We start from the raw sequence: 5,638 nt of genomic DNA, 5'->3' as shown, positions 1-5,638 counted from the left end.
AGGTTTTCATCGTTAGTGTGCTTCTTATATATATTCCGATTTTTATTTTATTTAAATTGTTTCATTATCTCATTCCGGCTGCGATGAAGGAGAGATTATAATATGTGGACGTATATAAAACGTGATAAAAGATTTTGGATAAGCATTGGGTTTCTTCTCCTATTAGTTCTTTTGAGCATCGGAAATACGTTATGGAATGATGGACATATTAGACAAGTTACATTGCAATATGATGTGGATGAAAATCCACAAGTGCCACCGTTTCCACCTTCATTACAATTTTTACTCGGGACAGACCGGAAAGGGTATGACCTGTTACATTTAGTCATTGAAGGCGCGAAGTGGACGATTGGTATATCTATTTTAATTGCGGCACTTAGAATGGTAATAGGTGTGTTTTTCGGTGTCGTACTCGGAACGTATATAAAAAGAGGATTTTCAAAAATTGAGGCTTTCTTTGATAGTTTTACAGTTATTCCGACAGTTATGATTGCGTATTTTTTTCTTCAATCTGCAAATGCATTTGGAAGCGGAGAGGAGACAACAACCTTTTTTGAAAGGGCTTCGTTTCAAGTGGTATTACTTGTACTGCTTGTAATGCCAGTTATTGCACTGTATGTTGCGAAGGAAGTTCGTAAATTGCGAACGGAAGAATTTGTTGATGCCGCGCGCATATTAGGCGGATCGAGAAGACGTATTGTTATAAAACATCTTTTTCCGCATCTCTATATGACTTTTATACTCGTATTTCTTCAACAGTTTACGCAGAGCCTTACTATTTTACTGCACTTAGGATTACTTGAAGTGTTCTTTGGTGGGACTGTTACGTTTGGTGGACCTATAAAAGAGGTGGAATCTTATACGCATGAATGGTCAGGTTTAATTGGAGTATACTTTAGATCATTAACAGTGCATCCATGGATTCCTCTCGTCCCAATTACATTTTTCGGGCTAACTATTTTTTCAGGAAATATGATTGTGAAAAGTATAGAAGAGGCAATGTTGAAAGTAAGGTTAGGAGGGGAGAGAAAGAGGAAAGATGTAGAAGAGGAACAGCCTGTTGTGCAGTCAAAAGAAGAGTTATTTACTTTTAAACATACGATGTGAAGAGAAAGAAGAAGCAAGCATGGATTTCATGCTTGCTTCTTTTCTTTATTTTGTAGAAACTTCACCTGCAGCTTCTGTTTGCGGAATAAAGTATCCAATTATACCACCGATTATTGCTGGAATGATCCAGCCAATTCCTAAGTTATAAAAAGGAATGGTGTGTACGATATTAGCGATAAAATCTGGTATCATTTCCACATTATCAAGTGCATGAATGCAGCTAATAATAAACGCTGCGATCATCGCTCCAATGTAGACAGAAGGTTTACGTTTCGTATATTTATCGATAAATGATACGAAAACTAAAATGATCGTAATTGGGTACAAAATAATTAATACAGGTAAAGTAATTTTAATTAATAAGCTTAATCCTAAGTTTGAAATAACGAAACTAAAGATACAAACGTATAGTACAAGCTTTTTGTATGAAACATTTGTTAGCACTGTTGTGAAGTAATTTGCAAATGCACTTACAACACCAATTGCCGTTGTTAAACAAGCGAAGATAATGGCGATACTTAATAAAATATTACCGCTTGTCCCAAAAAATTGATACATAACAGTAGCTAATAGCTGCCCACCGTTTTCGAATTGTCCTAAGTTTCCGTTTGAAGCTCCAATATAACCGAGTAAGAAGTAAACAATTGTTAAGAATAGAGCAGCGATACTTCCGCAAATGATTGTATATTTTGCGATAGATTTCTTCTCTTGTATACCATTTTGACGAATTGCATTTACAACAATTGTTGATAGTACGAGAGCCCCAATTGCATCTAACGTTAAAAATCCTTCAAGAAATCCTTTGAAAAACGGGATGTCTTTATAGTCACCGATAGGTTCTGCAAACGTCCCTGGTGAAAGAATCGCTTTTGTTGCCATAATTGCAATAATTACAAGTAAAATTGGCGTTAATATTTTACCGATATGATCTACTAGCTTGGATGGATTTAATGATAAGAAGTAAACGAATGTAAAGAAAATCGCACTAAAAACTAACATAGAATACCATTGATCTGGGAAAAGTGGTGCAATCCCGATTTCATAAGATACAGATCCAGTTCGTGGAATAACAAATAGTGGGCCGATTGAAAGATAAATAATGATAGCGAATACTGCTGCGAATTTTGGATGAACACGGCTCGCTAAAGTGTTAAAACTACCACCAGCAAGGGCAACAGCAACGATAGCAAGTAAAGATAAACCGACGTCTGTAATAATAAAACCTGTAATGGAAACCCACATATTTTCTCCGGAAGAAAGACCGAGAAGGGGCGGGAAAATCATATTACCAGCACCGAAGAAAACTGCGAATAGTAATAAACTAATCGAAAGTATTTGCGCTGGTTTTAAAGTTGTATGCATATAAAGAAAATCCTCCTAATGAGTGTTTTTGTCGAAAATTCAAACAATTTGTCGAGTAACTGTTATTATTTTAAAGGTCTGATGACTAGAAAGCAATAGGGAATTTTGAAAATATTAAAAAATAATGCATTAAATCGAATAAATATACTATTTATATGTTTAATAGGAAGGATTTAACTTTTAACGTAAAAAAACACATATCGCTAGGATACGTGTATTAAAAATATATTTTTCTATCGCGTTCTTCTTTTAAAATTTCAACCGCTTCTCGGAAACGTTGTGAATGAACGATTTCACGTTCACGTAAGAAGCGTAGACTATCATTTATATCTGGATCATCGGATAAGTTAATGAGCCATTGATATGTTGCTCGTGCTTTTTCTTCAGCTGCAATATCCTCGTATAGATCGGCAATTGGATCACCTTTAGCCTGTATATAGGTTGCAGTAAATGGAACACCAGCAGCGTTATGGTAATGAAGAGCACTGTCATGATCAGCGTAATGAGGGTCAAGACCAGCAGCTTTCATTTGTTCAGGGGTCGCATCTTTCGTCAGCTTATAAACCATCGTAGCAATCATTTCAAGGTGAGCAAATTCTTCTGTACCAATATCAGTAAGTAGGCCAATGACTTTATCAGGAATTGTATAACGTTGATTTAAGTAACGTAGTGCAGCAGCTAATTCTCCATCTGCACCACCGTATTGCTCGATTAATAATTTTGCAAGTGCGGGATTGCAAGTTCCCACTTTAACTGGGTATTGTAATTTCTTTTCATAAATCCACATAGTTTCTCTCCTTTATATTTGCCATGGCCAAGGACCTTTGCTCCATTCCCAAGGGGCATTAGAATAGCTGTTTCCAAACTGTTGGAGTGGTCCGTATTTTTCTTCCATCTTTTGTTTTAATACTCTCCGTTTATAGGAAAAGTCATTAAATTGATTAATCGCAGCGGTGTCATCTGGATGTGTATCTAAATAAAGAGTGAGTTCAACTAGTACAAAGTCTAATTCTTGAAGCTCCAGTAAAAGCTGATAGTATTCTTCTGGTAGCGATTGATTCACGACAGTAGTCACCGCCCTTTTTTATAAGGATTTTCATAATAGTCATAAAAAACAGGCCATAAAGTCCCTTTTTGTAGTGCTTCTTTTGGTGTGAATTGTGGTAAGTTTGGCGGTTGAAAGCCTAAAAATAAATTAGGAGGAGTAGAATAATATTTTTTTCCAATAGGAGGACAGGGATCGAGAGGACTATGATAGGGCACGAATGATCTCATATATTTATTCACGAATAAACCTCCTTAAGTGTTCATTACTACGTATTGTATTCAGACATAATAGGCATTTATGACACATATAAAAAAGTAATAGGTACGGGGGGAATGAATGTGGAGAATGTGAAACAATTCATTGTATTGGAAGTGAAAAACTTAAAGGAAACTTTGTATTTTTACGAAGGGATTTTAGGAATTAAACCTAGTTTAGAAAGACCTCAATTAGATGTAACAGGGGTTTGGTATGATGCTGACTCAACGAGAATTAGTTTTATTATGAAGCGCAGTTTGGGCGGGCGTGAGAAGAGTGTTACGGACTCAGTTGATGTTCTAACGTTTTCAATTTCTAACATAGAGAATATAAAGAAGAGGTTAGTATTTTATAAAATCGCATACACAGAAAACAAAAGTGAGAAGAGTATTGTGGTACAAGACCCGGATGGATATAAACTTCAAGTGATAGAGAAGGATGAATAGACGGAGGGGATTTAGTGGAGAGAAATTATGAAGAAAGTGCGTTGTTTGAGCATCAATTTTGGTTAAAAGTACTTACTGATCATGCACAATTTTTACTGGATGCATTAGCTCCGAAGGAAAAAGAGGATATAAAAACAGCTACTTACTTTGTTGAAACATTTACGAATTTGTTAAATAAAGTTCGGAATGTGAATCTGATGGCATTTTCAAAAGAGGCAGAACAAGCCGCTAAGGAGATTCGGGCGTTTAAATTAAATATTATACAGAAGCAGTTGGAAGGGAAAATTACGATTCATTTTACGCCAACTTTTATTAATCATATGGTAAACGAAGTGGAAGAGTATATAGCAGTTTTAGAGTTTTTGAAGAAAGGGGAAGTTCCGCCTGTTTTTCATGAATTACATTATCATCTCGTTTGGTTAACGGATGCGGCTGGTCACGCAGGCTCTATTTCTGGTGGATTAGATCTTGTTGAAAAAAGATTAAAAGAGAAAAGCGAAGAATTTACGAAGCATTTTGAACAATTTTACTTAAAGGCAGTTGAAATGACAGGGTATTTACGAACGGAGCTTCATCATTTTCCAGCATTAAAGAAGTTTACGAAAGATGTTTCACTTGAATTGAAATTATTTTCGCATTTTTTACATGAAGTGGAAGAGCTCGAGTTATCGAATGAAGTATTAAGTGTATTATCGGCTAGAATGGCAGATCATATGGCAAGAGAGGAATGTTACTACTTATTAAAACTAGCTCAATCGTCTGGACTTGAAATGCCGAAATGTAATCCGCTTTAAAGAAAAAGAGGTCAATTTTATTTGGCCTCTTTTTCTGTTTTATTGTCTCTTTTTATTTTTGCTTGTTCAATGCTTGCCTGTAATGTCTCCATAATATTAATGATGTTCGGAGTTGGAGAGATTGTTTCAGTTTTTTCCTGTTGTTCAATTTTATTCTCGATTAATTCGGTAAGGGCTTCTTTATATTCATCTGTATACATTTCTTGTTCAAAAGGATTTGTAAGGTGGTGGATTAAATTAATTGCTGCGGTGAGTTCTTGTTTTTGTATAGGATAATTTTCGTTACTTGGTAAGTTAGGTGTATTTGTTATAGCGCGAATTTCATTAGGGTAGTGGATGGTTTGTAACATTAGTCCATCTTCAAAGTTACGGATAATAGCTAAATGTTGTTTTTTTCTAATAGAAATATGAATAAGCCCAAGTTTATTTGTACGTTCAAGAGCTTCTTTTAATAATAAATAGGATTTTTCATGTCCTGGGGTAGGACCTATAAAATAAGAGCGATCATAAAGAACAGAATCAATTTCGTTATTTTGGACAAAAGATATAATACGAATGGATCGTGGTTCATGAGCTTGTTGTAATTCAGCTAATTCTTTTTCATCCATAATAATATATTTATGAGG

8 protein-coding genes and 1 pseudogene are annotated in these 5,638 nt (G+C 35.2%); 4 read left to right on the top strand and 5 right to left on the bottom strand.

What is annotated here, in order from left to right; genetic code table 11:
* Both ABWK52_RS19835 and ABWK52_RS19830 read left to right on the top strand, forming a co-directional pair.
* Positions 1–101 (top strand): annotated as a pseudogene (locus tag ABWK52_RS19835) (ABC transporter permease subunit); the annotation flags it as partial.
* Between the two features lies 1 nt (position 102).
* Positions 103–1,107, top strand: coding sequence for an ABC transporter permease (locus ABWK52_RS19830; protein ID WP_016109279.1), 1,005 nt, complete (start codon positions 103–105; stop codon positions 1,105–1,107).
* Positions 1,108–1,152: 45 nt separating this feature from the next.
* Here ABWK52_RS19830 and brnQ2 read toward each other — a convergent pair whose 3' ends face one another.
* The 4 genes from brnQ2 to ABWK52_RS19810 all read right to left on the bottom strand — a co-directional run bounded on the left by brnQ2 (position 1,153) and on the right by ABWK52_RS19810 (position 3,756).
* A complete protein-coding gene (gene brnQ2, locus ABWK52_RS19825; RefSeq protein ID WP_000557551.1) occupies positions 1,153–2,469 on the bottom strand; it encodes a branched-chain amino acid transport system II carrier protein BrnQ2 in 1,317 nt (438 codons plus the stop codon).
* Between the two features lie 217 nt (positions 2,470–2,686).
* Complete coding sequence (cotJC, locus tag ABWK52_RS19820) at positions 2,687–3,256, bottom strand: spore coat protein CotJC (protein ID WP_000265274.1); 570 nt, start codon at positions 3,254–3,256, stop codon at positions 2,687–2,689.
* Positions 3,257–3,268: 12 nt separating this feature from the next.
* Entirely contained in the window at positions 3,269–3,532 is a 264-nt protein-coding gene (locus ABWK52_RS19815) for a spore coat protein CotJB (RefSeq protein ID WP_001076510.1), read from the bottom strand.
* Positions 3,533–3,540: 8 nt separating this feature from the next.
* Complete coding sequence (locus tag ABWK52_RS19810; protein ID WP_001046257.1) at positions 3,541–3,756, bottom strand: spore coat associated protein CotJA; 216 nt, start codon at positions 3,754–3,756, stop codon at positions 3,541–3,543.
* A 93-nt stretch (positions 3,757–3,849) separates the two neighbouring features.
* Here ABWK52_RS19810 and ABWK52_RS19805 point away from each other — a divergent pair, with 93 nt between their 5' ends.
* Together ABWK52_RS19805 and ABWK52_RS19800 are read left to right on the top strand one after the other, a co-directional pair.
* A complete protein-coding gene (locus ABWK52_RS19805; RefSeq protein ID WP_098023156.1) occupies positions 3,850–4,218 on the top strand; it encodes a VOC family protein in 369 nt (122 codons plus the stop codon).
* A gap of 14 nt (positions 4,219–4,232) precedes the next feature.
* Entirely contained in the window at positions 4,233–5,012 is a 780-nt protein-coding gene (locus tag ABWK52_RS19800; RefSeq protein ID WP_098541752.1) for a DUF2935 domain-containing protein, read from the top strand.
* A 17-nt stretch (positions 5,013–5,029) separates the two neighbouring features.
* Here the strand turns inward: ABWK52_RS19800 and ABWK52_RS19795 are convergent.
* Positions 5,030–5,638: Ku protein (locus ABWK52_RS19795; protein ID WP_353772089.1), on the bottom strand; the 609-nt coding region annotated here is incomplete at its 5' end.

It is taken from the genome of Bacillus sp. AP50 (genome assembly GCF_040492675.1).
Classification (GTDB): domain Bacteria; phylum Bacillota; class Bacilli; order Bacillales; family Bacillaceae_G; genus Bacillus_A; species Bacillus_A cereus.
Note: the sequence above shows the minus strand (reverse complement) of the source record. Positions and strands in the feature narration are given on the sequence as shown.

Excerpts from the sequence above, each read along its gene's own strand:
- cotJC (WP_000265274.1), bottom strand. The coding sequence starts at position 3,256 with ATGTGGATTTATGAAAAGAAATTACAATACCCAGTTAAAGTGGGAACT.
- brnQ2 (WP_000557551.1), bottom strand. The coding sequence starts at position 2,469 with ATGCATACAACTTTAAAACCAGCGCAAATACTTTCGATTAGTTTATTA.
- ABWK52_RS19830 (WP_016109279.1), top strand. The coding sequence starts at position 103 with ATGTGGACGTATATAAAACGTGATAAAAGATTTTGGATAAGCATTGGG.
- ABWK52_RS19805 (WP_098023156.1), top strand. The coding sequence starts at position 3,850 with ATGAATGTGGAGAATGTGAAACAATTCATTGTATTGGAAGTGAAAAAC.